The 24,303-nt window shown below is 69.3% G+C and carries 25 protein-coding genes and 1 riboswitch; of the genes, 14 read left to right on the top strand and 11 right to left on the bottom strand.

Translation table 11 applies throughout. The features are described from left to right. The 3 genes from cydD to J7E93_RS26290 all read right to left on the bottom strand — a co-directional run. A partial coding sequence (gene cydD / locus J7E93_RS26300) for a thiol reductant ABC exporter subunit CydD (RefSeq protein ID WP_308368793.1) occupies positions 1-1,861 on the bottom strand: 1,861 nt, incomplete at its 3' end. Positions 1,862-1,876: 15 nt separating this feature from the next. Then, entirely contained in the window at positions 1,877-2,881 is a 1,005-nt protein-coding gene (cydB, locus tag J7E93_RS26295) for a cytochrome d ubiquinol oxidase subunit II (protein WP_215072426.1), read from the bottom strand. 18 nt (positions 2,882-2,899) lie between these two features. Further along, positions 2,900-4,408, bottom strand: a complete 1,509-nt coding sequence (locus tag J7E93_RS26290; protein ID WP_215072425.1) for a cytochrome ubiquinol oxidase subunit I — start codon at positions 4,406-4,408, stop codon at positions 2,900-2,902. Between the two features lie 204 nt (positions 4,409-4,612). On the opposite strand from J7E93_RS26290, the gene J7E93_RS26285 reads away from it, so the two are divergent. Further along, on the top strand, positions 4,613-4,993 hold the full coding sequence (locus J7E93_RS26285; protein ID WP_215072424.1) for a cyclophilin-like fold protein: 381 nt from the start codon (positions 4,613-4,615) through the stop codon (positions 4,991-4,993). On the opposite strand, the gene hisC is transcribed toward J7E93_RS26285, so the two are convergent. After that, a complete protein-coding gene (hisC, locus tag J7E93_RS26280) occupies positions 4,990-6,096 on the bottom strand; it encodes a histidinol-phosphate transaminase (RefSeq protein WP_215072434.1) in 1,107 nt (368 codons plus the stop codon). The genes J7E93_RS26285 and hisC overlap by 4 nt on opposite strands. Positions 6,097-6,474: 378 nt before the next feature. Here hisC and J7E93_RS26275 point away from each other — a divergent pair, with 378 nt between their 5' ends. From J7E93_RS26275 to J7E93_RS26265, 3 genes are all read left to right on the top strand, one after another. Continuing rightward, positions 6,475-7,581, top strand: coding sequence for a LacI family DNA-binding transcriptional regulator (locus J7E93_RS26275; RefSeq protein WP_215072423.1), 1,107 nt, complete (start codon positions 6,475-6,477; stop codon positions 7,579-7,581). Between the two features lie 323 nt (positions 7,582-7,904). Next, positions 7,905-9,203, top strand: a complete 1,299-nt coding sequence (locus tag J7E93_RS26270; protein WP_215072422.1) for a metallophosphoesterase — start codon at positions 7,905-7,907, stop codon at positions 9,201-9,203. A gap of 160 nt (positions 9,204-9,363) precedes the next feature. Further along, the gene (locus tag J7E93_RS26265) at positions 9,364-10,197 is read left to right on the top strand and encodes a hypothetical protein (protein ID WP_215072421.1); all 834 of its coding nucleotides are present in this window, start codon (positions 9,364-9,366) and stop codon (positions 10,195-10,197) included. A gap of 83 nt (positions 10,198-10,280) precedes the next feature. Here the strand turns inward: J7E93_RS26265 and thiC are convergent, their stop codons facing one another. Continuing rightward, positions 10,281-12,083 (bottom strand): phosphomethylpyrimidine synthase ThiC, encoded by a 1,803-nt coding sequence (gene thiC, locus J7E93_RS26260; RefSeq protein WP_215072420.1) that lies wholly within the window; start codon positions 12,081-12,083, stop codon positions 10,281-10,283. Next, a riboswitch (TPP riboswitch) is annotated at positions 12,077-12,191 on the bottom strand. It overlaps the preceding gene by 7 nt. Before the next feature lie 71 nt (positions 12,192-12,262). Here thiC and J7E93_RS26255 point away from each other — a divergent pair. Beyond that, on the top strand, positions 12,263-13,648 hold the full coding sequence (locus J7E93_RS26255) for a YibE/F family protein (RefSeq protein ID WP_215072419.1): 1,386 nt from the start codon (positions 12,263-12,265) through the stop codon (positions 13,646-13,648). A 20-nt stretch (positions 13,649-13,668) separates the two neighbouring features. Here J7E93_RS26255 and J7E93_RS26250 read toward each other — a convergent pair whose 3' ends face one another. The 4 genes from J7E93_RS26250 to J7E93_RS26235 form a co-directional block, all read right to left on the bottom strand. Then, positions 13,669-14,103, bottom strand: coding sequence for an SsgA family sporulation/cell division regulator (locus J7E93_RS26250; RefSeq protein WP_215072433.1), 435 nt, complete (start codon positions 14,101-14,103; stop codon positions 13,669-13,671). Between the two features lie 137 nt (positions 14,104-14,240). Beyond that, positions 14,241-14,966 (bottom strand): IclR family transcriptional regulator, encoded by a 726-nt coding sequence (locus tag J7E93_RS26245; RefSeq protein ID WP_374105436.1) that lies wholly within the window; start codon positions 14,964-14,966, stop codon positions 14,241-14,243. A gap of 349 nt (positions 14,967-15,315) precedes the next feature. Then, on the bottom strand, positions 15,316-15,534 hold the full coding sequence (locus J7E93_RS26240) for a DUF5326 family protein (protein ID WP_215072417.1): 219 nt from the start codon (positions 15,532-15,534) through the stop codon (positions 15,316-15,318). 154 nt (positions 15,535-15,688) lie between these two features. Continuing rightward, a complete protein-coding gene (locus J7E93_RS26235) occupies positions 15,689-16,006 on the bottom strand; it encodes a cupin domain-containing protein (RefSeq protein ID WP_215072416.1) in 318 nt (105 codons plus the stop codon). A gap of 51 nt (positions 16,007-16,057) precedes the next feature. Here J7E93_RS26235 and J7E93_RS26230 point away from each other — a divergent pair, with 51 nt between their 5' ends. The 5 genes from J7E93_RS26230 to J7E93_RS26210 all read left to right on the top strand — a co-directional run bounded on the left by J7E93_RS26230 (position 16,058) and on the right by J7E93_RS26210 (position 19,799). After that, positions 16,058-16,435 (top strand): phage holin family protein, encoded by a 378-nt coding sequence (locus tag J7E93_RS26230; RefSeq protein WP_215072415.1) that lies wholly within the window; start codon positions 16,058-16,060, stop codon positions 16,433-16,435. A 9-nt stretch (positions 16,436-16,444) separates the two neighbouring features. Beyond that, positions 16,445-16,933, top strand: a complete 489-nt coding sequence (locus J7E93_RS26225; protein WP_215072432.1) for a low molecular weight protein-tyrosine-phosphatase — start codon at positions 16,445-16,447, stop codon at positions 16,931-16,933. Further along, positions 16,930-18,162: a cystathionine gamma-lyase gene (locus J7E93_RS26220; protein WP_251067111.1), complete on the top strand. Its 1,233-nt coding sequence runs from the start codon at positions 16,930-16,932 to the stop codon at positions 18,160-18,162. The genes J7E93_RS26225 and J7E93_RS26220 overlap by 4 nt, the downstream gene beginning before the upstream one ends. 225 nt (positions 18,163-18,387) lie before the next feature. Further along, entirely contained in the window at positions 18,388-19,284 is an 897-nt protein-coding gene (locus J7E93_RS26215; protein ID WP_215072414.1) for a LysR family transcriptional regulator, read from the top strand. A gap of 35 nt (positions 19,285-19,319) precedes the next feature. Continuing rightward, positions 19,320-19,799: an NUDIX domain-containing protein gene (locus J7E93_RS26210; protein ID WP_215072413.1), complete on the top strand. Its 480-nt coding sequence runs from the start codon at positions 19,320-19,322 to the stop codon at positions 19,797-19,799. 35 nt (positions 19,800-19,834) lie between these two features. Here the strand turns inward: J7E93_RS26210 and J7E93_RS26205 are convergent, their stop codons facing one another. Together J7E93_RS26205 and J7E93_RS26200 are read right to left on the bottom strand one after the other, a co-directional pair. Then, positions 19,835-21,019 (bottom strand): globin domain-containing protein, encoded by a 1,185-nt coding sequence (locus J7E93_RS26205; protein WP_215072412.1) that lies wholly within the window; start codon positions 21,017-21,019, stop codon positions 19,835-19,837. A 106-nt stretch (positions 21,020-21,125) separates the two neighbouring features. Next, the gene (locus J7E93_RS26200) at positions 21,126-21,779 is read right to left on the bottom strand and encodes an HAD family phosphatase (protein WP_215072411.1); all 654 of its coding nucleotides are present in this window, start codon (positions 21,777-21,779) and stop codon (positions 21,126-21,128) included. Positions 21,780-21,856: 77 nt separating this feature from the next. Between J7E93_RS26200 and J7E93_RS26195 the strand changes: the two genes are divergently transcribed. The 4 genes from J7E93_RS26195 to J7E93_RS26180 all read left to right on the top strand — a co-directional run bounded on the left by J7E93_RS26195 (position 21,857) and on the right by J7E93_RS26180 (position 24,271). After that, positions 21,857-22,384 carry a DUF2269 domain-containing protein gene (locus tag J7E93_RS26195; RefSeq protein ID WP_215072410.1) on the top strand — a complete coding sequence of 176 codons (528 nt, stop codon included), beginning with the start codon at positions 21,857-21,859 and terminating at the stop codon, positions 22,382-22,384. 5 nt (positions 22,385-22,389) lie between these two features. After that, positions 22,390-23,253: a GNAT family N-acetyltransferase gene (locus tag J7E93_RS26190; protein ID WP_215072409.1), complete on the top strand. Its 864-nt coding sequence runs from the start codon at positions 22,390-22,392 to the stop codon at positions 23,251-23,253. A gap of 75 nt (positions 23,254-23,328) precedes the next feature. Beyond that, complete coding sequence (locus tag J7E93_RS26185) at positions 23,329-23,787, top strand: MarR family winged helix-turn-helix transcriptional regulator (RefSeq protein WP_215072408.1); 459 nt, start codon at positions 23,329-23,331, stop codon at positions 23,785-23,787. A 31-nt stretch (positions 23,788-23,818) separates the two neighbouring features. Continuing rightward, positions 23,819-24,271 (top strand): GNAT family N-acetyltransferase, encoded by a 453-nt coding sequence (locus J7E93_RS26180; RefSeq protein WP_215072407.1) that lies wholly within the window; start codon positions 23,819-23,821, stop codon positions 24,269-24,271. Positions 24,272-24,303: the final 32 nt, after the last annotated feature.

The following is a 24,303-nucleotide window of genomic DNA, read 5'->3' as shown; positions in this document are numbered from 1 at the left end:
CCGCCTGCTGCTGGTTCGCACAATCCACTTTCGGCAGGATACGGCTCACGTACGTCTCCACGGTGGGCTTGCTTGTATGCCGTTGTGGCCCCGCGTTCGCGTGGGTCGCCGCTTCGCGTAGCAGGGCGAGAGCCTCCCGCTCGCGTTCTCTCACCGGCGCCAATCGTGGTCTAGCCACCGCGTCGGGCGCCGTCTCCCGCCCCGGCTCTGCCCGCTGCTCCCTCTCTGCGGGCCGGAGCTCCACCACGCGGTCCGCGACCGCCAGCAGCGCCGGGCGGTGGACCACCAGCAGGACCGTGCGGCCGGCCGCGAGACGGCGGACCGCGTCGACCACAGCGGCCTCGGTGCCGCCGTCGAGCGCGGCCGTCGGCTCGTCGAGAAGCAGCAGGGGCCGATCGGCCAGGAACGCGCGGGCCAGAGAGAGTCGCTGGCGCTGCCCTGCCGAGAGACCGGCGCCGTCCTCGCCGAGCATCGTGTCGATCCCGTGGGCGAGCTCCGCGACGAACCCATCCGCCCCAGCGTCCCGCAGGGCCTCACGTACCGCTTCGTCGGATGCGTCCGGGCGGGCCAGGCGGACGTTCTCGGCGATGGTGCCCGCGAAGAGATAGGGCCGCTGCGGCACCCAGGCGATCCGCGACCGCCACTCCTCGATGTCCAGCGCGCCGAACTCCACTCCTCCGACCCGGACCGAGCCGCCCGCCTCCGGAGTCGCGAATCCGAGCACCACATCGAGCAGCGTGGACTTGCCGACACCACTCGGCCCCACCAGGGCCACCGTCTCGCCCGGCTCCACGACCAGCGACGCCCCGTCCAGCGAGGCTTCGGCCCGGCCGGCGTGACGTACGGTCACGTTCTCCAGCTCGATGCGCGGGGACGTCGGCACGGCGCCCGTGCCGCCGACCGCCGCCGGAGTCTCCAGGACCTCGAAGATCTCCTCCGCGGCGGCCAGCCCTTCCGCCGCCGCATGGAACTGCGCCCCGACCTGCCGGATCGGCAGATAGGCCTCGGGCGCCAGGATCAGGATGACCAGGCCCGTGTACAGGTCGAGGTCGCCGTGGACCAGCCGCATACCGATACCGACCGCGACCAGCGCCACCGACAGCGTCGACAGCAGCTCCAGGGCGAACGACGAAAGGAACGCGATGCGCAGCGTCTTCATCGTCGCCCGCCGGTACTCCGCCGTGATCGACCGGATCGACTCGGCCTGCGCCTTCGCCCGTCCGAACACCTTGAGCGTGGGCAGCCCGGCCACCACGTCCAGGAAGTGGCCGGACAGCCGGGACAGCAGCTTCCACTGACGGTCCATCCGGGCCTGGGTGTACCAGCCGATCAGAATCATGAAGAGCGGAATGAGCGGCAGGGTGACCACGATGACCGCGGCCGAGACCCAGTCCTCGGTGACGATCCGCACCAGGACCGCCACCGGCACGACGACCGCGAGTCCCAGCTGCGGCAGATAGCGCGAGAAGTAGTCGTCCAGCGCGTCCACCCCCCGGGTCGCCAGCGCGACGAGCGAGCCGGCCCGCTGCCCGCTGAGCCACCCCGGCCCCAGCGCCGCCGACCGCTGGAGCAACCGTCCCCGCAGCTCGGACTTGACCGCCGCGCCGGCCCGGTGGGCGGCCAGCTCCGTCAGCCAGGAGACCAGCCCGCGCCCCACGGCGACACCTGCGAGCAGCACCAGCGGCGTGCGCAGGTCGGAAACCGGGAGGCCCCTCTGGAAGGCCCCCACCACCACCTCGGCGATGAGCATCGCCTGGGCGACGACCAGCGCCGCCCCGGCCAGGCCGAGGACCACCACCGCCGCGAGGAAGAGACGGGTGGCTCGGGCGTACCGGAGCAGGCGCGGATCGATCGGTTTCACGTGAAACATCCCCTACTAGTGAGCGGCGTCGGCTATGTGCTGCGTGCCGATCCGCTTGCGGAACACCCAGTAGGTCCAGCCCTGGTAGAGCATGACCAGCGGGGCCGCGATGGCCGCGCACCAAGTCATGATCTTCAGCGTGTACGGGCTGGACGACGCGTTCGTCACGGTAAGGCTCCACGCGGGGTCGAGCGAAGAGGGCATGACGTTCGGGAAGAGCGTCAGGAACAGCATCGCGACGGCCGCCGCGATGGTGATGCCCGACAGCGCGAACGACCAGCCCTCGCGCCCCACCTTGATCGCGCCGATGGCCCCGACGAGCGCCACCACGGCCACGACAAGGGCGACCAGGCTCCAGCTGTCGCCCTTGTCGGCCTGCGTCCAGCTCAGGAATCCGAGCGCCAGGACGGCCGTGACCATCCCCAGCTTCAGAGCGAGCGCCCGGGCTCGCACCCGGATGTCCCCGACCGTCTTGAGCGCGGCGAAGACCGCCCCGTGGAAGGTGAAGAGCGTGAGGGTGACCAGGCCGCCGAGGATCGCGTACGGGTTGAGCAGGTCACCGAGGGTGCCCACGTACTCCTTCTGCGCGTCGATCTTCACTCCGCGCACGATGTTGCCGAAGGCGACGCCCCACAGCACGGCGGGGATCAGGGAGGTCCAGAAGATGGCCTGCTCCCAGTTGCGCTGCCAGTTCTCCTCCGGGCGCTTCGCCCGGTACTCGAAGGCGACGCCCCGCACGATCAGACAGACCAGGATGATCAGCAGCGGCAGGTAGAAGCCGGAGAAGAGGGTCGCGTACCAGTCGGGGAACGCGGCGAACGTCGCGCCGCCGGCGGTCAGCAGCCACACCTCGTTACCGTCCCAGACGGGGCCGATGGTGTTGATCAGCACCCGCTTCTCGCTGCGATCGCGGGCGAGCAGCTTGGTCAGGACGCCGATCCCGAAGTCGAACCCTTCGAGGAAGAAGTAGCCAATCCAGAGGACGGCGATGAGTACGAACCAGACGTTGTGGAGTTCCATGCCTCGATCTCCTGAGCCTCAGTACGAGAAGGCCATGGGCCGGTCGGGGTCACGGTGGTCCCCGCCGATCTTGGTGGGCGGGTTGAGGTCGTCCTCGCTGAGCTCGGGCGGTCCGGCCTTGACGTACTTGACCAGGAGCTTGACCTCGATGACGGCGAGCACGGCGTAGAGCAGGGTGAAGACGATCATCGAGGTGAGGATCTCGCCCTGGGAGACACCGGGGGAGACGGCGTCCCTGGTGCGCAGCACGCCGTACACGACCCAGGGCTGGCGGCCCATCTCGGTGAAGATCCAGCCCCAGGAGTTGGCGATCAGCGGGAAGAGCATGGTCCAGAGGGCGACGAGCCAGTACCACTTGGTCAGGCGGGGGCTGAGTGCCTTCCGCTTGAACAGGACCAGGTTCGGCACCTCGTTCTCACCGGTCCGCATCCCCGGCGGCAGCATGAACTTCTTGCGGGTCAGCCAGAGGCCGATCATGCCGATGGTCAGCGAGGCCATGCCGAAGCCGATCATCCAACGGAAGCCCCAGTAGGCGACCGGGATGTTGGGCCGGTAGTCGCCGGGCCCGAACCGCTCCTGCTCGGCCTTGTTGACGTCGTTGATGCCCGGCACGTGCGAGCTGAAGTCGTCGTTCGCGAGGAAGGACAGCAGGCCGGGGATCTCTACGGCGACCTTGTTGTGCCCCTTCTCGACATCTCCGTAGGCGAAGATCGAGAAGGGTGCGGGCGCTTCGCCGTCCCACAGCGCCTCGGCGGCGGCCATCTTCATGGGCTGCTGCTTGAACATCACCTTGCCGAGCAGGTCACCGCTGACGGCCGTGCCGAGTCCGGCGATGATCAGTGTGATCAGACCCAGCCGCAGCGAGGTCCGCATCACCGGAACGTGCTTCTTGCGCGCCAGGTGGAAGGCGGAGATGCCCACCATGAACGCGCCGCCGACCAGGAAGGCGGCCGTCATGGTGTGGAAGAACTGGGTGAGGGCGGTGTTCTGGGTGAGCACCTGCCAGAAGTCCGTGAGCTCGGCCCGGCCCCGCTCCTCGTTGATCCGGTAGCCCACCGGGTGCTGCATCCAGGAGTTGGCCGCCAGGATGAAGTACGCGGAGAGGATCGTGCCGATCGACACCATCCATATACAGGCCAGGTGGATCCGCTGGGGCAACTTGTCCCAGCCGAAGATCCACAGGCCGATGAAGGTCGACTCGAAGAAGAAGGCGATCAGCGCCTCGAAGGCGAGCGGGGCTCCGAAGATGTCGCCGACGAAGCGCGAGTAGTCGGACCAGTTCATGCCGAACTGGAACTCCTGCACGATCCCGGTGACCACACCCATCGCGATGTTGATCAGGAAGAGCTTGCCCCAGAACTTGGTCGCCCTGAGGTACTTCTCGTTCTCCGTACGTACCCAGGCGGTCTGGAGACCGGCGGTGAGCGCGGCGAGGGAGATCGTCAGAGGAACGAAGAGAAAGTGGTAGACGGTGGTGATGCCGAACTGCCAGCGCGCCAGAGTCTCTGGCGCCAGAGCGAGGTCCACGTCGTCTTCTCCTTACATCGCCGTGGTCACAGGGGGCAGCCTGCCCCTTAATCCCACCCATCCCGGGATGAACTGTGACACGCTTGTGAACGCGTTCACATTCACAAGCATTATGGCTCATACGAAATCCGTACGTAAGACCGGGGGTCCCTACTCGAAGGTCACCCCTTCCCCAGACCTTCAACATATTGTTGAATCGGGGCCATGAGCCTTCAGATCCGTATCTCCTGGCCGACCGGTCACACCACGGCCACCATCGACGAAACCCCCACGAGCAAGGCGCTCGTGGGGGTTCTCCCGCTCTCTTCCACCGCCCGGACATGGGGCGAGGAAGTGTATTTCGACACACCTGTCTCCGCCGCCCTCGAAGCCGACGCCCGGCAGGTGGTCGAACCCGGCACCGTCGCCTTCTGGACGGAGGGCGACGCGCTCGCCCTCCCCTACGGCGCCACCCCCATATCGCGGGGTGACGAGTGCCGGCTCGCGTCCCCCTGCAACCTCCTGGGCGCACTGGACGGCGACCCGCACATCCTGGCCACCGTCAGGGACGGCGACCCGATCCGCGTGGAGCTGGTGGCGGACTAACCCTCCTTACGGAAGCCCTCCGCCGTCTTCAGAAACAGGTCGTTGGCCTCGCACTCACCGATCGTGACGCGCACGCCCTCACCCGCGAACGGCCGCACCACCACGCCGTGCCGCTCGCACTCCGCCGCGAAGTCCACCGTCCGCTCACCGAGCCGCAGCCAGACGAAGTTCGCCTGGGTGTCCGGCACGGTCCAGCCCTGGGCCACGAGCCCCGCGTGGACCCGCTCGCGCTCGGCCACCAAGGAGCCGACCCGCCCGAGCAGTTCGTCCTCGGCCCGCAACGACGCCACCGCGGCGTCCTGCGCCAGCTGGCTCACCCCGAACGGCACCGCCGTCTTGCGCAGCGCCGCCGCCACCGGCTCATGCGCGATCGCGAAGCCGACCCGCAGTCCGGCCAGCCCGTACGCCTTGGAGAACGTCCGCAGCACCGCCACGTTCGGGCGGTCACGGTAGAGCTCGATGCCGTCCGGGATGTCGGTGTCGCGGACGAACTCGCGGTACGCCTCGTCGATCACGACCAGAACGTCCGAAGGCACGCGGTCCAGGAAGCGCTCCAGCTCGGCCCGGCGCACCGCCGTGCCCGTGGGGTTGTTGGGGTTGCAGACGAAGATCAGCCGGGTGCGGTCGGTGATCGCCTCCGCCATGGCGTCGAGGTCGTGCACCTCGCCGTCGGTCAGCGGCACCTGCACCGAGGTCGCCCCGCTGATCTGCGTGATGATCGGATACGCCTCGAAGGAGCGCCAGGCGTACATGACCTCGTCGCCCGGGCCCGCGGTCGACTGGATCAAGGACTGCGCGACACCGACCGAGCCGGTACCGGTCGCCAGGTGGGAGAGCGGCACCCCGAAGCGGTCCGCGAGCTCCTCCACGAGGCCGGTGCAGCCCATGTCCGGGTAGCGGTTGAAGCTCCCGGCCGCGGCCAGCACGCTCTCCATGACACCCGGCAGCGGCGGGTACGGGTTCTCGTTGGAGGACAGCTTGAAGGCGACCGGTCCGCCCGCGGCAGCCGGCTTGCCCGGCTTGTAGGTCGGGATGCCGTCCAGCACGGCGCGCAGCCTCGGGCCGCCCGCGCTCGCCCCGCCCGTTCCGCCGGTCTCGCTCACTGCGCTCACTGTGGTCCTCCTCGACCGTCCGTACCACCAATACTCCTCACCTTATGAGGATTCGCCCCCGCTGCGAATGGGCTGTGGACAACGGGTCGGACAAGCTGTGGACAACAGGGGGAGCGCGGGCTCGGGTGGCGCGCGCCGGTGGCGGGCGCCGTGGCGCGCGTCCCCCGTAGAGGTGAGTTGAGACCTCTTCGAGACCTCATCCCCTTGGCAGGCTCATACGCATCGACAACCGAAGATCACACGTCGGATCCCATAACTTCCTTGAGTTCCAAGGCGGTTGGTCAATATCGATCATGCAGAAACGTGCCTGTCAATGCGCGCATATGCGACCGGCTCAACCACCCGCCCTCGCCCTACTATCGGCTCGCCATGACAGCAGCAGGGAAGCACCAGGTGAGCCGGGCACAGACCCGGGGAAGCCGGCAGGGACGAGCGGGCATCCGGGACGTGGCCGCCGCCGCCGGGGTCTCCATCACGACTGTCTCCGACGCGCTCAACGGCAAGGGCCGGCTCCCGGACGCCACCCGCCGCCACGTCCGCGAGGTCGCAGACCGGCTGGGCTATCGCCCATCCGCAGCGGCCCGCACGCTCCGTACCGGCAAGTCGGGCCTCATCGGCCTGACCGTGACGACCTACGGGGATGAACCTTTCACCTTCACCGAATTCGCGTACTTCGCGGAGATGGCCAGAGCCGCCACATCGGCCGCGCTCGCGCGCGGTTATGCCCTGGTCATCCTCCCCGCCACCTCCCGACATGACGTCTGGTCGAACGTCGCCCTCGACGGCACCGTCGTCATCGACCCCTCCGACCACGACCCGGTCGTCACCGAACTCGTCCGCCAGGGCCTGCCCGTCGTCTCCGACGGACGCCCCGCCGGCACGCTCCCGGTGACCGCCTGGGTCGACAACGACCACGAAGCCGCGGTCCTCGACCTCCTCGACCATCTCGCCGACGCCGGCGCCCGCCGGATCGGCCTGCTCACCGGAACCACCACCGACACCTACACCCGTCTGTCCACCACCGCGTACCTCAACTGGTGCGAGCGGGTCGGACAGGACCCCGTCTACGAGGCCTATCCGGCGCACGATCCGTGCGCGGGCGCCGTCGCGGCCGACCGGCTGCTCGCCCGCCCGGACCGACCCGACGCCGTGTACGGACTCTTCGACCCCAACGGAACCGATCTGCTGGCGGCCGCCCGCCGCTACGGACTGCGCGTCCCGGACGATCTGCTGCTGGTCTGCTGCAGCGAGTCGACCGTCTACGCCAACACCGAACCGCCGATCACCACGCTCTCGCTCAAACCGCGCCGGATCGGCACGGCCGTCGTCCAGCTCCTCATCGACGCCATCGAGGGAATCGACACCGACGGACCTGTCGAGCAGGTGATACCGACCGAACTCATCGTCCGCACCTCCTCGCAGCGGCGTCCACCGCGCACGACCGTCAGCCCGCCCCGGTCACCTGCGAAGGACTAGGAGGAGGAGGAGCAGGAGCAGGAGGGGGAGGGAGAGGGAGAGGAGGGGAAGAGTTGAAGGGATAAGGGGAGAGGAAGAGGAAGAAGGACCGGTATGCGCCGAGGTCCCGGCCCAAACCCAGAGCCGACCCGAGCCCGACCCTGGCCCGGACCTTCTCAATTCGGGCGAAACGACCGGTGAACCCGGAGTGGACCCGGATTCACCACCCCTGGTGCGTCACACAGGAGGACCCTCATTCCTATGATGGGCGCACGACATCACGGGCCACCCCGACCAGGCCGGTCCGTGATGTGCAGGGCGTCACGACGGTGGTGGAGGGGTCGATGACTCAGGGGGCCGGGCAGGAACCCGTGGTGCGCACGGCGACATTGCGTGACTTCCGCGTACCGCCGTACGCCCGCGTGCCCGTGCAGGGTCACGCCACCGAACCGCCCTCGGGCGCCCCCGTCGGCCCACCGGCCGCACTCGACCCCGTCGATGCCCCGGCCGACCCCGCCCCCGTCGACTCCGCGGCCCCCTTCGGCCCGGTGGCCCCGGTGGCTCCGTTCGGCCCTCCCGTCGGCCCCGCCTCCTCGCTCGCGCCCACGCTCCAGCTGAGCCATGTCACCGAGCCGCCCGCCGCCGGTTCCTCGTCCATCGTCGCCGTCGCCACCGGGCACCCCGGCAACGCCTTCCCGGAGGGGGACGTCCCCGAGGGCTACACCCCCACCGAGCGGGACCTCCCGATCATCAACCGGGGAGACACCGTGCAAGTCCGGGTCGATCCGGCCCCGGCCCCCGCGCCGGTGCCGGCCGGCGAGGGCCCCGGCCCGCTCTACGTGGTCGGCGACGTCCACGGCTACCTCGAGGAACTCGTCGCCGCCCTGCGAGAGCAGGGCCTCATCGACGAGAACGGCGCCTGGGCGGCGGGCAACGCCCGTCTCTGGTTCCTCGGCGACTTCACCGACCGCGGCCCCGACGGCATCGGTGTCATCGACCTCGTCATGCGCCTGTCCGCCGAGGCCGCGGCCGCCGGCGGCTACTGCAAGGCCCTGATGGGCAACCACGAACTGCTGCTCATCGGCGCCAAGCGCTTCGCCGACACCCCGGTCAACTCCGGTGCCGGCACCGCCACCTTCCAGGCGGCATGGCTGCTCAACGGCGGCCAGAAGCAGGACATGGACCGACTCCAGGACGTCCATCTGCAGTGGATGTCCCGGCTGGACGCCGTGGTGGAGGAGGACGGGCACCTCCTGATGCACTCCGACACCACCGCGTACCTCGAGTACGGCTCCACCATCGAGGACGTCAACGAGACCGTCCACGAGATCATCAACCGGAACGACGCCGACGAGGTCTGGGACCTGTTCCGGAAGTTCACCAAACGCTTCGCCTTCCGCGACGACGCCGGCCCCCAGGCGGTGCAGGAGCTGCTCGGCACGTACGGCGGCGGCCGGGTGGTCCATGGCCACAGCCCCATCCCGTACCTCCTCGGCCAGGTCGGCACCGAGGACGGCGAGGACGGCTCCGGTCCGGTGGTCGACGGTCCGCACGTGTACGCCGACGGTCTGGCGATCGCCATGGACGGCGGTGTGACCATGGCCGGAAAGCTGCTGGTGGTCCAACTCCCCCTGCACCGCTGAGGCATAACCCTACGCATCCGGGGAAGTCGATTTCCGGAAACCCCCTGTCACCCTGTGCCGTAACCGCAATACCATCGGATCATCCGTAGCAGGCTCTCCTCCGTCTCCGCCCAACTGCCCGTTCTTCCAGGGTCGATCCGGCCAGACGGAGCATCGGGGGATGCACATGAACGTGGCTCCGCACCTGCTGACCGAGGACCGCGCCGAGTACGAGCGCGTCCTCGACGATGCACTGCGCAACGCGCACGAACGTCCGGATCTCGCCGAGGTCGGGAAACGGCTCACGACCGCGCAGCTGCGCACGATGGCGCTGAACGCGACGGCGCTGATCACCACCGCGGCAGCGGTCGAGTACGACCACTTCGTGAAGGTCCGCCAGGAGGGCCGCTCACCGAGCGGTACGAGTGTCATGAACGCGGTCCTGACCGGGGACGGCGACGGCGTGAGCGGTCCTGGCGCGGGCATCGTCGCGATCGTCACGGTCCTCGCGCCGGTGCTCTCCGGAGCGGCCGCGGTGATCTTCCTGCTGGTGGGCGCCCTTCTGAAGGTGCTCGATCCGGCGATGGTGTTCGCCGACACCCTGCTGACGGCAGGCTGGTTCTTCGGCGCCGTCGCCGCGGCCGGACTGCTCTGCGCCGCCGCGGGCCTGCTGGTCACGGCGCTGCGCAACCGCTCCACCGAAGTGGCCGCGGGAACCGCGGGCGAGGGCGAGGTGGACGACGAACTGTCCCGGGCCCGCGACGCCTGGCGCCGCGCGCTGCTCGAACGGGGCATCCTGCCGTTCCTGCGGGACGCGTTGGCCGAGCCCGGCAGCCGCCCGGCCTCGTCGGCCTCGCCCCTGCCGCCGCCCCGGACCTCTCGCATACCGAAGATCGGTTACAGCGGCCCTGAATTCGCCAGTCCCAGCGAGGGCTCCTCGGGCAGCCGGCCGACGTTCAGCAGCCCGGACTTCTCCAGCCCCGACTTCGGGCCGCCGGAGCACCAGCCGGAGTGACCCCGTCGGGGCGGGCACGTCCCGCACGGCCCCCACGGCCGTGCGATGCGTACCCGCCCCGGACGTACGGCCGGTGCGGCCGGCTACTCCGCCAGCGGGAGGTACACCCGGTTGCCGGACGCGGCGAACTCCTTGGACTTCTCCGCCATGCCCGCCTCGATCTCGTCCGACTCGAGCCCGGTCCTGAGGTCGCCGCCGTGCTCGCGCCGGATGTCCTGCGAGATCTTCATCGAGCAGAACTTCGGACCGCACATCGAGCAGAAGTGCGCGGTCTTCGCCGGCTCCGCGGGCAGCGTCTCGTCGTGGAACTCACGAGCCGTGTCCGGGTCGAGCGCCAGGTTGAACTGGTCCTCCCAGCGGAACTCGAACCGGGCGTCCGACAGCGCGTCGTCCCACTCCTGCGCCCCCGGGTGCCCCTTGGCCAGGTCGGCCGCGTGCGCCGCGATCTTGTACGTGATGACACCGGTCTTCACGTCGTCGCGGTTGGGCAGGCCCAGGTGCTCCTTGGGCGTGACGTAGCAGAGCATCGCCGTGCCCCACCAGGCGATCATCGCGGCGCCGATCCCGGACGTGATGTGGTCGTACGCGGGCGCGACGTCCGTGGTCAGCGGGCCGAGGGTGTAGAATGGCGCCTCCTCGCAGATCTCCTGCTGGAGGTCGATGTTCTCCTTGATCTTGTGCATCGGGACGTGGCCCGGGCCCTCGATCATCGTCTGCACGTTGTGGCGCTTGGCGATGGTGTTGAGCTCACCGAGCGTGCGCAGCTCCGCGAACTGCGCGTCGTCGTTGGCGTCCGCGATCGAACCGGGGCGCAGTCCGTCGCCCAGCGAGTACGTGACGTCGTACGCCGCCAGGATCTCGCAGAGCTCCTCGAAGTTCGTGTAGAGGAAGTTCTCCTTGTGGTGCGCCAGGCACCAGGCGGCCATGATCGAGCCGCCGCGCGAGACGATGCCGGTCTTGCGACGGGCGGTCAGCGGCACGTACGGCAGCAGCACGCCGGCGTGCACCGTCATGTAGTCGACGCCCTGCTCGGCCTGCTCGATGACCGTGTCCTTGTAGATCTCCCAGGTCAGCTCCTCGGCCTTGCCGTCGACCTTCTCCAGGGCCTGGTAGAGCGGCACGGTGCCGATCGGCACGGGGGAGTTGCGCAGCACCCACTCGCGGGTGGTGTGGATGTTGCGGCCGGTGGACAGGTCCATGACCGTGTCCGCGCCCCACTTGGTCGCCCACGTCATCTTCTCCACCTCCTCCTCGATGGAGGAGGTGACGGCGGAGTTGCCGATGTTGGCGTTGACCTTCACCAGGAACCGCTTCCCGATGATCATCGGCTCGATCTCCGGGTGGTTCACGTTCGCCGGGAGCACGGCGCGGCCTGCGGCGATCTCCTCGCGCACGACCTCGGGGGAGACGTTCTCGCGGATCGCGACGTACTCCATCTCCGGCGTGATCTCGCCCCGGCGGGCGTACGCGAGCTGCGTCACCGCCTGGCCGCCGCGGCCCCGGCGGGGCTGGCGCGGGCGGCCGGGGAAGACCGCGTCGAGGTTCTTCAGGCCCCCGCGCGGAGAGGTGTGCTTGATCCCGTCGTCCTCGGGGCGGACCGGGCGGCCCGCGTACTCCTCCGTGTCGCCTCGGCCGATGATCCAGTTCTCGCGCAACGGCGGAAGGCCGCGTCGTACGTCGGTGTCGATGGTGGGGTCGGTGTACGGACCGGACGTGTCGTAGAGCGTCACGTCCTTGCCGTTGGTGAGGTGCACCTGACGGACCGGAACACGGAGGTCGGGGCGCGACCCCGCGATGTACCCCTTGTGCCAGCCCGGCTTGCGCTCGTCCTGGCGGTCCTGGCCGTCCTGGCTGGTGGCAGGCGTGCGTGCATCCTGAATGGTCATGAGACCGATCTCCCTACGCCGGCATTACCCGGTAACAGGTTCGGCGGTCGGCGCAGCGATCGTCAGCGCCCTCTCAGCCCGGTGCTCCGAGCTCCCGCGTGTGCAAAGGTGCCACCACGCTAGCGTCAACCCGGGCGTGCTGAACAGTGGGCCCCCGTCGTTCTTGCGATGATCGGTCGGTGACTTCCTCGCAGCAGACCCCCGAACCCGACGGCCACGACGGACATGGGAACGCCGGCCATGGGCACGGCCACACCCACAGCCACGGGCCTGCCGCGCCCGTGTCGCGTCATCTGCGCAAGGTCATCGCCGCGGTCCTGATCCCGTTCGCCACCGCCGTGGTGGTCGGACTTGCCGTGCTGTGGCCCGGCGGTGCCCCGGCCCACGAACGCACCGGAGTCGGCTTCGACCGGCAGACCGAGCAGGGCAAGGTCGTCTCGGTCGAACGGATCGACTGCAAGGACGTGAACGCCGCCCAGGTCCCGCCGACCGGAGACACCTCCACCCCCGAGGGGCGGGAGGCGGTCAACGCCCAGCAGGGGGAGTGCAAGAAGGCGACGATCGAGGTCACCAGCGGCAACGACAAGGGCCGTACCTTCACCGAGATCGTGCAGCCGGACGCGCCCCGGCAGTTGGAGGACGGGCAGGGCGTGGTGGTGGCGTACGCCCCCGACGCACCGCGCGATCTTCAGTACTCGGTCACGGACGTGAACCGCAAGGTTCCGATGGTGCTGCTCGCCGTGATCTTCGCGCTGGCGGTGGTCCTCGTCGGCAGGATGCGCGGGCTGATGGCGCTGATCGCGCTCGCGGTGAGCTTCCTGGTGCTGACCTTCTTCATCCTGCCGGCGATTCTGCAGGGATCGAACCCGCTGGTGGTGGCGGTGGTCGGGTCGAGCGCGATCATGCTGATCGCCCTCTACATGTGCCACGGGCTCTCGGCCCGTACCTCGGTCGCGGTGCTCGGGACCCTGATCTCGCTGCTCCTGATCGGGCTGCTCGGCTCGCTCTTCATCGGCTGGGCGTCCCTCAGTGGCAACACCGACGACAACACCGGCCTGATCCACGGCCTTTACCCGGGCATCGACATGTCCGGTCTGCTGCTCGCGGGCGTCATCATCGGTTCGCTCGGTGTCCTCGACGACGTGACGGTGACCCAGACGTCGGCGGTGTGGGAGCTGCACCAGGCCGATCCGCGGATGGGGCCCCGGGCTCTCTACCGGGCCGGCATCCGGATCGGACGCGATCACATCGCGTCCGTGGTGAACACGCTGGTGCTCGCCTACGCCGGTGCGGCCCTTCCCCTGCTGCTGCTCTTCTCCATCGCCCAGAGCAGCGTGGGCACCGTGGCCAACAGCGAACTGGTCGCGGAGGAGATCGTCCGGACGCTGGTGGGCTCGATCGGTCTGGTCGCCTCGGTGCCGGTCACCACCGCGCTCGCGGCGCTGGTGGTCTCCGCCGACCGGCCGGGAATCCCGGGGTCCCCCGGCTCAGCCGGAACCCCGGGTTCCGTGGGATCCCCGGAGAAGCGTTCGTCCCGGGGTGGGCGCCGCCGCCGGCCGAAGTGACCGGCTCCCCCCGGGGTTGTTCAGCCGGCGTTCTCCTCGGCGAGGATCCGACCGAGCGCCGCCTCGAGGTTGTCCTCGAATCCAGCCCAGGTCCGCTCCTGACCGAGGGGGACCAGCTTGTCCGTTCGATCGAGGAAGGCGACCAGCGGCGGAGCGCTGGCCCGGAACAGGGCCCGATCGCTGCCTACCTGGAGCCGGATGGCGACGTCGGAAAGATCCTCGGGGTCGATGGGCGCGATGTGCACATCGCCGTCCCCGCTCGGTCGGTTGATCCCGTCGAGCAGCAGCTCCCGGCCGAAGGCCCAGGTCACCGGCGCGTCTCCGGGGAGATGGAAGGTCATCCGTACCGCGTAGGGATCCCGGGTCTCGTATCGCAATTCCACCGGGAGCCTGAAGGAGAGCTCCTCGGAGACCACAAAGCTCATCAGGACCTCGGCCTGAACCGACTCTCGCATCATGTACCCCGCAGTAGATGAAGCAGTTGTGTAAACACGGCTGCTGAAGCTGTGGTCAAAACGGCCAGGAATGGTCCCTCATGGCCCTCTTGACGCCATCGTGCTGCACGCGCTAGCAGATCACAAGGAGTGATTTTTCAGATACTGATAGAGAAAGCGAAGGAGCTGAAGAGCGTTCCGATCTCTCTCTGTAGCCAATTGACTGCGGGCAGCAACCGTTCTTCCTGGTGGAGGGGAAGGGAAATCGCCATGGCGGCGGCCGTGGAGCCCGCCGTGATGGGGATGGCGGCGCAGACCGTGCCGAGCGCATATTCCTGGCGCTCCACCAGGGGCTCCATTCGCCCCATAGCGCCCAAACGCTCCAAAAGGGCACTCTGGTTACGCACCGTATACGGCGTGATGGATTCGACCGGATGCCGGTCGAGGTGGTCTTGACGGCTCTTCAGATCGAGTTGACTGAGCAGACACTGGCCGATCGCATGAGCATGACCCGTCTCACGGAAGTCGGCCCACTCGTCCACCGCGGGAGCGGAGGGGGTGTCGGCGACGGCGACGAGCTCGATCTCGCCCTCGCGGTACATCGCGAAATAGACGGGGACGCCGATCTCGTCGCGCCAGTGCGCGAGAGCGTCTTCGATCTTGGTGCGACGATTCTGCAGAACTCCGCCGCCGACCAGTCGGCCTACGGCGTCGCCGAAGACGAAGACGCCCTTCTCGCGGCGCAGATAGCCCTCGTGCGTCAGGGTGCGCAGGAGGTGGTACGCGGTGGGGAGCGGGAGCCCCGCTTCGCGTGCGAGCTGTTTGGCAGGAGCTCCGTCCTCATGGGAGCCCACGGCCTCCAGGAGTCTCAGCGCCCGCTGCACCGAGCCGATCAGGGTAGGGACAGCTGACTGCGTAGCCGTGGCCAAAGGTCACCCCCAGGCGTGACAACGGGTGCCGTGCACCCGCCCGCGGGGGCCGCCCCCGCGCGCCCGCCGCGGCCTGGGAACCGGTGGGGTCCGGTGGCGGACCCGCCCGGGTGAGGTGGAGAACCGCTGGTCGGCACAGGGGATCTACACCGGTTCTTCCCCGGGGCGGCAGGGGATTGCCACTCTAATGGCAGCCTCGGAGCACACGCGGTTTCAACCAGCGGGTTCCCTCGGCCGGGCTAACGCCCCCGACGGCTGCCGTCGGCGGGGGTGACGGCTGCCTCGAACCGACGGGTGACTCGCGCTACCAGTCCTCGCGCGAGGTCGACGAGGACATGAACTTCCGTACGACGTAGATCAGTCCGCCGACGAGTGCGACGAAGACCAGCACCTTGAAGAGCAGACCGATCACGAACGTCGCGATGCTGGTGATCAGGCCGCCGAAGACAAGCAGGGCGAGGACGGGTATGGCCACCCACTTCACCCACCACGGCATCCCCGCGAGAATCTCTCGTACCGCCATCGCGCTTACCTCATCTCCCGAAGAGTCCGTTCCGCGCGCTCTGCGCCGAACACCCTCGATGCTAGGGCCCGGACCGGGCCCCATGGGGGCCGCGCGGCCCTTGAACTCCCCTGATCCGACCCCTAGGGAATCGACGGGCTCACCCCCGGGAAGATCAGCCCTCCGGCGGAGAGAACACCACCAGGACCCGCAGATCCTCGGTGATGTGGTGGAACTTGTGGGCCACCCCCGCGGGTACGTAGACCACGCTGCCGCGGGCCACCTGCGTCGTCTCCATCCCCACCGTGATCGCGGCCCGGCCGCTGACGACGAAGTAGACCTCGTCCTGCTGGTGAGGCTTCTGCGGGTCGAGGGAGCCCGCGTCGAGCGCGTACAGACCGACCGACATGTTCCGCTCGCGCAGGAACTGGAGGTACGCGCCGTCGTTGGCGGCGCGCTCCGCCTCCAACTCGTCCAGTCGGAATGCCTTCATCGTCCGTCCGCCCCTGCCCTTGGCCCGATCATGTCTGCCACGATCAGACACATGATGAATTTCGTAGTCAAGACGCTCGCGAACGCGGGCGCCCTGGGAGTGGCCATCTGGCTTCTCCAGGACATCACCCTGACCGGTGAGAGCACCGGCAAGAAGGCCTGGACGCTCATCCTCGTCGCCCTGGTTTTCGGGCTGGTGAACTTCTTGGTCAAGCCGGTCGTGAAGCTGCTGACGCTTCCCCTCTTCATCCTCACCCTCGGCCTGATCACGCTGGTGGTCAACGCTCTGATGCTGATGCTGACCTCGTGGCTGGCCGACCAGCTCGACCTCAGCTTCCATGTCGAGGGGTTCTGGACCGCCGTCCTCGGTGGCCTGATCATCTCCGTCGTGTCCTGGGCGCTCAATGTCGTGCTCCCCGACCGTGACTGAGTGCGGACGATGACGTACCGCGTCTGCTTCGTCTGCACCGGCAACATCTGCCGCTCGCCGATGGCCGCGTCGGTCTTCCGCGCCCAGGTGGAGAAGGCCGGTCTGGCGGGCGCGGTCGAGGTCGAAAGCGCGGGCACCGGCGGCTGGTACGAGGGGGACGGCGCCGATCGGCGGACGATCGCCGTCCTGGAGAATCACGGCTACGACTCCGGGCACACCGCCCGCCGGTTCCGCGCCTCCTGGTTCCCCGCCCTCGATCTCGTGGTCGCTCTCGACGAGAGCCATCTGCGCGAACTGCGGCGGCTCGCCCCGACTCCGCGGGACGCGGCGAAGGTGCGGCTGCTGCGCTCGTACGATCCGGCGGCCGGCGACCTCGACGTCCCCGACCCCTACTACGGCGGGGCGGAGGACTTCGAGGAGTGCCTGGAGATGGTGGAGGCGGCGAGCGAGGGTCTGCTCGCCGCCGTGCGCGAGAGTGTGGAGGAACAGGCGGTATGAGCACGGACTCGACAGGGCCGATGCGGTCGTGGGGCGCCGGACTCGGCGACGGGACGCGGGCGGTACGGGCCGGACTGCCCGAGCCGGTGAAGTACGAGCCGACCCTCCCGGGGCCGGTCTTCGCCGCCCACTTCCATCTGCCGGGCGACCCCACCGGCCCCTACACCTACGGGCGGGACGAGAACCCCACCTGGACCCACCTGGAACGCGCCATCGGCGAACTGGAGGCCCCGGGGGAGCAGGGCGTGGAGACGCTGGTCTTCGCCTCCGGCATGGCCGCCATCTCCGCCGTCCTCTTCTCCCAGCTCAAGGCCGGCGACGCGGTCGTCGTGCCGGACGACGGCTATCAGGCGCTGCCCCTGGTCCACGAGCAGCTGAGGGCGTACGGGATCGAGGTGCGCACCGCGCCGACCGGCGGCGACGCCCAGCTGACCGTCCTGGACGGAGCGCGGCTGCTGTGGATCGAGACGCCCTCCAACCCCGGCCTCGACGTCTGCGACATCCGTCGGCTGGTGCGCGCGGCGCACGAGGCCGGCGCGCTGGTCGCCGTCGACAACACCCTGGCCACCCCGCTCGGTCAGCGCCCCTTGGAACTCGGCGCGGACTTCTCCGTGGCCAGCGACACCAAGGGCATGACCGGCCACGGTGACATCCTGCTCGGCCATATGAGTTGCCGCGATCCGCGGCTGGCCGCGGGGGTGCGGCGCTGGCGCAAGATCGTCGGGGCGATTCCCGGCCCCATGGAGGCCTGGCTCGCCCACCGCTCGCTCGCCACGCTCCAGCTCCGGGTCGACCGGCAGTGCGCATCGGCCCTCGCCCTCGCGCGGGCCCTAAGCACGCGCGAGGAGGTGGCCGGGCTGCGCTACCCGGGGCTGCCCCACGACCCCTCGTACGCGGTGGCCTCGACGCAGATGCGGCGCTTCGGGCCCGTGGTGTCCTTCGTCCTGCCGGACAAGGCCTGGGCCGAGCGGTTCCTGGGCGGGCTGCGTCTCGTCGACGACGCCACCAGCTTCGGTGGCGTGCGCTCCACGGCCGAGCGGCGCGGTCGGTGGGGAGGTGACGCGGTCCCGGAGGGCTTCATCCGCTTCTCGGTCGGGGCCGAGGACCCGGAAGACCTGATCGCGGACGTACTGCGCGCGCTCGACGAAGCGGAGACGGCAGAGAAGGCCGTCACGGCCGATGGAGCGGACGGGGCCGGAGCGGACGGCGCGGATCCGGCCTCGGGCTGACCTCCGGGTACACGGAACGGGGCGCTCCGAGCCTCCCCCCTCATGGCTCGGAACGCCCCGGTTCCACGCGCGGAGAACCGTCTCGACAAGGCTAGTTGACTCTGCGTCAGTGTCCAATCACGGTAGCGACAGAGACCTATCGACTTATTTATAGTTGGACGGTCCTGAGGCGCCGTCAGCCGACCGCCTGAGTCGAACGGCCGAAACGGCCGGGAGGGGGCGGACATGGATCTCGCCCTGCTGCGCACGTTCGTCACGGTGCACCGGGCCGGCTCCTTCACCCGTGCCGCCGCACTGCTCGGACTCTCACAACCCGCCGTCACGAGCCAGATCCGTACGCTGGAACGGCAGCTGGGACGCCCGCTCTTCCTCAGACAGGCCCGTGGGGTCACCCCCACCACCATCGGGGACGAGCTCGCCCACCGCGCCGCCCCGCATCTGGACGCGCTCGTCGAGATCGCCGAGACCGGCGTGGACGAGGAGAGCGGGGTACGGACCCTTCATCTGGCCGGGCCTCCGGAGTTCACCTCCGCGCGCGCGCTCCCGGCCCTCACTCCCCTGGTCTCCCAGGGCCTGTCGGTCCGGGCGTCGTTCCTGGGAAACGCCGAGGACCTCCTCGACGGGCTCGCCGCGGGACACCACGATCTGGCCATCGCCACCGCACGCCCGCGCGGCGGTCTCCTCACCTCCACCCCGCTCTGCGACGAGGAGCACGTCCTCGTCGCCGCGCCCCGCTGGGCCGCCCGGCTCGTGCCCGAGGTGCTGCTGCGCAGGGGCGCGGTCGTCCTGGAACAGCTCCCGGTCGTGGAGGTGCACGAGTCGCTGCCGTTCGTCTCCCGCTACTGGGCGGCGGTCTTCGAGACCAAACCCGCGTCGGCGGCGACCGTCATAGCGCCGGATCTACGGGCCGTGCTGGAGTCGGCGGCCGCCGGCGCCGGGCTCGCCGTGCTGCCCCGGTATCTGTGCGAGGAGGCCCTGGAGCAGGGGCGTCTCGTCGCGCTGCTCGATCCGCCGGTGCCTCCGCTGCGGACGTACTTCCTGGTGGTCCGGGCGGGCACCCTCGCGCTGCCCCACATCGCCCGGGCCCACGAGTGGCTGCTGCGGGCCTCCGGCGACTGGTGAGTTTCAGGACACCTGTTGTGGGCCATTTTCTTCCCATGACCGAACGTCCTGTGGTCAAGCGCACCGCACGCGCCATTCTGCTCGATGGAAACGACCTCATCCTGATCAAGCGCACCAAGCCGGGGATGGATCCTTACTGGCTGACGCCCGGTGGCGGGGTCGAAGCCTCGGACACCACCGTCGTGCAGGCCCTTCACCGGGAGGTGCACGAGGAGCTCGGCGCCAAGATCACCGATGTGGTCCCCTGCTTCGTGGACACCGTCGAACACATCGTCGACGGCGGTGTCTCCGGAGTGAAGGTCCAGCACTTCTTCGTCTGCCGGCTCGAATCGATGGACCCCTCACTGCGGCACGGCCCCGAGATCGAGGAACCGTGCGGCGAGTACGAGATCGTCCGGGTGCCGTTCAGCCGGGTCGGCATCGCCGCCGTACATCTCGTACCGCTGTCCCTACGTCACTACCTGGACGGCAACATCGAGGGAGTCCGCGCGATGCACGCCCCCGACCTGGGCTGACGAGCTCCGGACTCGGCCCCCTCCGCTAGCCTCCGCTAGCTTCCGCCCACGGCCACCAAGTCCTCAAGGGAGTCATGGCGGATCCGCTCGGCCGGGATCCCGATCCCCGTCAGGGTGTCGATCCCCCGCCGGACCATGCCGGGCGGACCCGACAGATAGGCCTCGTACCCGTTCCAGGGGCCATACTGGCGCACGGCGTCCGGCAGCTGCGCCTGGTCCTCGGTGACGGGCCGCACCGTGAGCCAGGGGAAGGTCTGCTCGAGCCGCCTCATCGTGTCTATGTCGTACAGGTCATCGCCGCTCCTCGCCCCGTAGAACACCTCGACGGGGCGCCGGTCCCCGTGTTCGGCGACGTCTTCGACCAGCGCCTTGATCGGAGCGATCCCGGTGCCGCCGCCCAGACAGAGCAGACCGCTCTCGGTGGAGTGGTCGACGGTCATGGAGCCCGCGGGCGGTCCGAGCCGCAGGACGTCACCGGGACGGGCGTGATGCACCAGGGCGTTGGAGACCCATCCGGCCGGGACGGCCTTGATGTGGAGGGAGAGCAGTCCGTCGGGCCGCGGCGCGGAGGCGAAGGAGTAGTGCCGCCACACGCGGGGCCACCAGGGCGTCTCCAGCGTCGTGTACTGGCCGGCGAGGAAGGGGTACGGCTGGTCGGGGCGGAGCGTGATCACCGCGATGTCCGGTGTCCGCAGATCGTGCGAGACGACCTCGGCGTGCCACCAGGCGGGGGCATCCCGCTCGTTCTCGGCCGCCGCGTCGATCATGATCTGCGAGATCGTGGTGTACGTCCGCACCCAGGCGGCCTCGGCCTCCCCGTCCCACGTCCGGGTGGCGTACCGGGTCAACGCCCCGATCAGCGCCTCTCCGACGGCCGGGTAGTGCGTCGGCTGTGTGCCGTACTTCCGATGTCCGCGGCCCAGGTGCTGGAGGTACTCGGTGAGCACCGACACGTCGTCCATGTGTTCGGCTGCCGTCAGCAGCGCTTTGAGAAGGCGGTCCCGCTGGGTGTCCATGGCCGGGGGGAACATCGGGCGCAGCTCTGGATGGTGCACGAAGAGCAGGGCGTAGAAGTACGAGGTCACCTTGTCGGCGACGGGTGCGATCTCGGCAAGCGTGCGGCGGACGAGGATCGCGTCGGGGGAAGGTGCCGAGGGTATTCGGGGCCGTTCCTCCCCGTCCGACTCCTCGGCGGCCGTCGCAGTGGTCGGAGCATCCATCTTGTGCCTCGCATCGAGGAGCCGTCTGCCGTCGCCCCAGCCTGGCAGCCCCACCCGCATCACGGACAGAAAGCGGAATTCTGGGCAATCCCTCCCCCGGGTGCGGCTACAGTACGTCGTTTCGCACCAGCTCATAGGCCTCGCGCAGATCGCCTCCCACGTACTGCCGGCGCGCGAGATCGGCCAGATGGTGATCGGCGTTCACGGCCACGGTCGTCGGTACGACCGCGAAGAGCGCCGCGTCGGACATCGAGTCCCCGTAGGCCACGCAGTCGTCGAAGCCCACCTCGTACTCCGCGCAGAGGCGGCGTGCGATCCGAACCTTCGCCGCCGCGTCGAGGATGCCCGGCCGGTGGATCGGCTGAGTGAAGGGCACGGCGGGCCAACGCGAGCCATGGGCGGCGTCCGCGCCCCAGTCGAGAAGGCGCTCGACGAAGAAGTCCGGGGAGAGCGAGATGACGGCGCAGCGGCCTCCTCGCGCGCGGATGTCCGCCCAGACCTCACGGATCCCGGCGAGCCAGGGAGCCCCGTCGAAGGCGGCCGTCACATGCTCAGGCGTCAGAGCCGACCAGAGCTCCCGGGCCTGGACGGCGAACTCGTCCGGCGTCATCCCGTGGAGCAGAAACCCCTGCTCCAGCGCGGCGATCTCCTCGCTGACGCCGAGCTGCCGGGAGATCTCCACGGCGGCGGCCGACCCTCGGATCAGGGTGCCGTCCAGATCGAAGAGATGGAGCCTGGGCCTGTCTGTCGGACGCGTCATATACGCCGAGGCTAGTACGTGCGGTTACTCCCGGCGTCAGACGCGCACCACCGGGGTCGGGCGGCACGGTGTTTCACGTGAAACATCTCAAGCGCCCCGCTCGGCGGGCTCTCCTCGTGGTTCATGTCGCCGTCTCCGTGGCGTGGCTCGGGCTCAGCGTGGGACTGCTGGCGCTCGGCGTCACGGCCTGGACGACGGGCGATCCCTCGCTCACCGAAGCCTCCTACCGTGCCATGAAGGTGTTCGCGGACTGGCTGCTGGCCCCGGTCGCCCTCGTGACCTTGGTCAGTGGTCTCGTGCTCTCCCTGGGGACACCCTGGGGACTCGCCCGGCACCGGTGGGTCTGGATCAAGTTCTGGCTCACGCTCGCCACGGCAGCGGCAACCGTCTTCGCGCTACGCCCGGAGATCGCGCGGGCAGCGGCGGCAGGGGTGCCGGACTTCAGCCTCGTCGCGGCACCGACCGTCTCCACGACGGCCTATCTCTTCATGACGGCCATCTCGGTCCTGAAGCCCTGGGGACCGACTCGCAGGGGCCGCCGCCTGCGGGTATCGGCCAGTTCCGCCAAAGCGGTGGACGGACGATCACTGCGTCGGACAGCCTGAGCTCCATGCCGACCTCGACCGCCCCGCTCGACCACCTCCCCATCCGATCCCTCACCTCGGGCGACCTCATCGGGTGCGCCGATCTCTCCGAGGACCGCGGCTGGCCGCGTGAGGAGCACAAGTGGGGCCTCTTGCTCGCCGCGGGCACGGGGTACGGCATCGACGACCCGGCGGGCAAGGGGCTCATCGCCGCATGTGTGGTCACCTCGTACGGGCCGGGACTGGCCGCGATCGGCATGGTGCTGGTCGCCGAGCGGCATGCCCGCCAGGGCATCGGACGCCGGCTGATGCGCCATGTGATCTCCCAGGCGGGGGACACTCCGCTCACCCTGCACGCCACTCCGAACGGGCAGCCGCTGTACGAGCAGCTGGGTTTCGTCGAGACGGGCCGCGCGGAGATGGTCCGGGGCCACTTCACGCTCAGAGAGCCGGCCCCGCAGATCCCGACCCGCCCCGCCATCGCCGAGGATCTCCAGCCGATCCTGCGCCTGGACACCGAGATCTTCGGCCTGGACCGCACCCATGTCATCGCCCGCCTCCCGGCCTTCGCGGATCAGCTCCGGGTCGCTGAGGAGAACGGCGAGATCACCGGCTACGCGGCCGCGTGGCCGAACATGGACACCCACGTCATCGGCCCCCTGATCGCCCGCGACGCGGGGACGGCGCAGGCCCTCGTCGCCTCGCTGGCCACCGCCACGGATCGCCCCCTCCGCACGGACATCGATGTGCGCCACGAATCGCTGCTGAGCTGGCTCAAGACGAACGGCCTCGCCCCGATCGCCTTCAACGCGGTCATGACCCGCTCCCTGCCCGGCCTGCCGGGTGACTGGAGCCGACGCTTCGCCCCGCTCACGGTGGCGGCAGGCTGAGCATTTGATTGCACGCGCGGGCTATTGCGTACATCGTCTACCCTGGGAGGAGCCGCTCGGGACCGAGGAGAGATCATGACCGCGACCGCGCCCGCCCTCACCGCCCTCTCCCAGGGCTGGTGTGCCCTCTCGTTGCTTCACGGCAGGATCGAGTCCCACATCGAGCGCGCCCTGGAGGCCAATCACGGCCTGAGCGTGCGCGAGTACTCCCTCCTCGATGTACTCAGCCGCCAGCACAGCGGCCCCGGCGGCCACCTCCAGATGAAGCAGGTCGCGGACGCCGTCGTGCTCAGCCAGAGCGCAACCACCCGGCTGGTGACCCGCCTGGAGGACCGCGGTCTACTGACTCGGTACCTCTGCGCCACCGACCGGCGCGGTATCTACACCGACGTCACGGAAGCCGGCCTGAAGCTGCTCGAAGAAGCACGGCCCACCAACGACGGCGCACTGCGCGAGGCACTCGACGAGGCCGCCAAGAATCCGGAGCTCGCGCCCCTCGTCCGCGTCGTCGAGGGCCTGGACGTCTCCGCCTGACGCCCCCGGCCGGAGGCGTACGCTGCGCCGCATGAGCGATCTTGAGATACGGCCCGCCGCCGCGGGCGATCTGCCGGCCATCGTCGCGATGCTCGCCGACGACCCTCTCGGCGCCCAGCGTGAGTCGCCCGACGACCTCGCCCCGTACACCGCGGCCTTCGAGCGGCTTGCCCACGACCCGAACCAGCACCTGGTCGTGGCCGTCCGTGGGGACAAAGTCGTGGGCACCCTTCAGCTCACGATCATTCCCGGGCTCTCCCGTCGCGGATCCACCCGGTCGATCATCGAAGGCGTCCGCATCCACGCGGAGGAACGAGGCAGCGGCCTCGGTACCCGACTCATCGAGTGGGCCATCGAGGAATCCCGCCGCCGACACTGCCACCTGGTGCAGCTCACCTCCGATGCGACCCGCACGGATGCCCACCGCTTCTACGAGCGGCTCGGCTTCGAGGCGTCCCATCTGGGATTCAAGATGAGCCTCTGAAGCGCCCGCTCACGACAGGGTGTCGAGGGCAC

The sequence above is a fragment of the Streptomyces sp. ISL-36 genome, from assembly GCF_018614205.1.
In the GTDB taxonomy this organism is placed as follows: domain Bacteria; phylum Actinomycetota; class Actinomycetes; order Streptomycetales; family Streptomycetaceae; genus Streptomyces.
The sequence above is the reverse complement of the archived record's forward strand: the minus strand, read 5'-3'. Positions and strand labels throughout refer to the sequence as shown.

Excerpts from the sequence above, each read along its gene's own strand:
- J7E93_RS26285 (WP_215072424.1), top strand. The coding sequence starts at position 4,613 with ATGAGCCTTCAGATCCGTATCTCCTGGCCGACCGGTCACACCACGGCC.
- J7E93_RS26205 (WP_215072412.1), bottom strand. The coding sequence starts at position 21,019 with ATGGATGCTCCGACCACTGCGACGGCCGCCGAGGAGTCGGACGGGGAG.
- J7E93_RS26210 (WP_215072413.1), top strand. The coding sequence starts at position 19,320 with ATGACCGAACGTCCTGTGGTCAAGCGCACCGCACGCGCCATTCTGCTC.
- J7E93_RS26250 (WP_215072433.1), bottom strand. The coding sequence starts at position 14,103 with ATGCGAGAGTCGGTTCAGGCCGAGGTCCTGATGAGCTTTGTGGTCTCC.
- J7E93_RS26190 (WP_215072409.1), top strand. The coding sequence starts at position 22,390 with ATGCCGACCTCGACCGCCCCGCTCGACCACCTCCCCATCCGATCCCTC.
- J7E93_RS26220 (WP_251067111.1), top strand. The coding sequence starts at position 16,930 with ATGAGCACGGACTCGACAGGGCCGATGCGGTCGTGGGGCGCCGGACTC.
- J7E93_RS26230 (WP_215072415.1), top strand. The coding sequence starts at position 16,058 with ATGATGAATTTCGTAGTCAAGACGCTCGCGAACGCGGGCGCCCTGGGA.
- J7E93_RS26240 (WP_215072417.1), bottom strand. The coding sequence starts at position 15,534 with ATGGCGGTACGAGAGATTCTCGCGGGGATGCCGTGGTGGGTGAAGTGG.
- J7E93_RS26275 (WP_215072423.1), top strand. The coding sequence starts at position 6,475 with ATGACAGCAGCAGGGAAGCACCAGGTGAGCCGGGCACAGACCCGGGGA.
- thiC (WP_215072420.1), bottom strand. The coding sequence starts at position 12,083 with ATGACCATTCAGGATGCACGCACGCCTGCCACCAGCCAGGACGGCCAG.
- J7E93_RS26265 (WP_215072421.1), top strand. The coding sequence starts at position 9,364 with ATGCACATGAACGTGGCTCCGCACCTGCTGACCGAGGACCGCGCCGAG.
- J7E93_RS26215 (WP_215072414.1), top strand. The coding sequence starts at position 18,388 with ATGGATCTCGCCCTGCTGCGCACGTTCGTCACGGTGCACCGGGCCGGC.
- J7E93_RS26185 (WP_215072408.1), top strand. The coding sequence starts at position 23,329 with ATGACCGCGACCGCGCCCGCCCTCACCGCCCTCTCCCAGGGCTGGTGT.
- cydB (WP_215072426.1), bottom strand. The coding sequence starts at position 2,881 with ATGGAACTCCACAACGTCTGGTTCGTACTCATCGCCGTCCTCTGGATT.
- J7E93_RS26235 (WP_215072416.1), bottom strand. The coding sequence starts at position 16,006 with ATGAAGGCATTCCGACTGGACGAGTTGGAGGCGGAGCGCGCCGCCAAC.
- J7E93_RS26200 (WP_215072411.1), bottom strand. The coding sequence starts at position 21,779 with ATGACGCGTCCGACAGACAGGCCCAGGCTCCATCTCTTCGATCTGGAC.
- J7E93_RS26270 (WP_215072422.1), top strand. The coding sequence starts at position 7,905 with ATGACTCAGGGGGCCGGGCAGGAACCCGTGGTGCGCACGGCGACATTG.
- J7E93_RS26180 (WP_215072407.1), top strand. The coding sequence starts at position 23,819 with ATGAGCGATCTTGAGATACGGCCCGCCGCCGCGGGCGATCTGCCGGCC.
- J7E93_RS26225 (WP_215072432.1), top strand. The coding sequence starts at position 16,445 with ATGACGTACCGCGTCTGCTTCGTCTGCACCGGCAACATCTGCCGCTCG.